Source organism: Streptomyces millisiae, assembly GCF_031845425.1.
GTDB lineage: Bacteria > Actinomycetota > Actinomycetes > Streptomycetales > Streptomycetaceae > Streptomyces > Streptomyces millisiae.
The window spans coordinates 1-410 of record NZ_JAVREM010000386.1 but is presented as its reverse complement, the minus strand read 5'-3'; the positions used below and the strand labels follow the sequence as shown (position 1 = coordinate 410).

Below are 410 nucleotides of genomic sequence, written 5' to 3'. Positions count from 1 at the left end.
GACGACCAGGTTCCGGGTGCGGCACAGCACCGTCTCCCCGTCGGTCCCCGGGGCGTGTCCGACGATCTCGAGGAGCTCGGTCACCCCGTCCACGGTGACCGGACGCACCTCGGTGACCTCGGTCCCGTAGCGCACCAGGTCCTCGACCTGGGCCGCGCACCATTCCAGGTAGTCATGGAACTCGGCACGGCTCGGATAGAGCACCTTGTGGTTGATGAAATCCACCAGGCGTTCCCGGGCATGCAAATACGAGACGAAGCTCAGACGGCTCGTGGGATTCCTCAGGGTCACCAGATCCTTGAGGAAGGAAACCTGCATGGTGGCGTCGTCCAGCAGCATTCCGCGGTGCCAGCCGAAACTCTCCTTGCGTTCCAGGAACAGCGCGCGGGGCGTGCTCCCGGGGCCGTGGC

General features: G+C 65.6%; 1 protein-coding gene. It reads right to left on the bottom strand.

The window, feature by feature from the left end; genetic code table 11:
• Nucleotides 1-375: SidA/IucD/PvdA family monooxygenase (locus RNC47_RS37210; protein WP_449657372.1), on the bottom strand; the 375-nt coding region annotated here is incomplete at its 3' end.
• Between the last annotated feature and the right edge of the window lie 35 nt (nucleotides 376-410).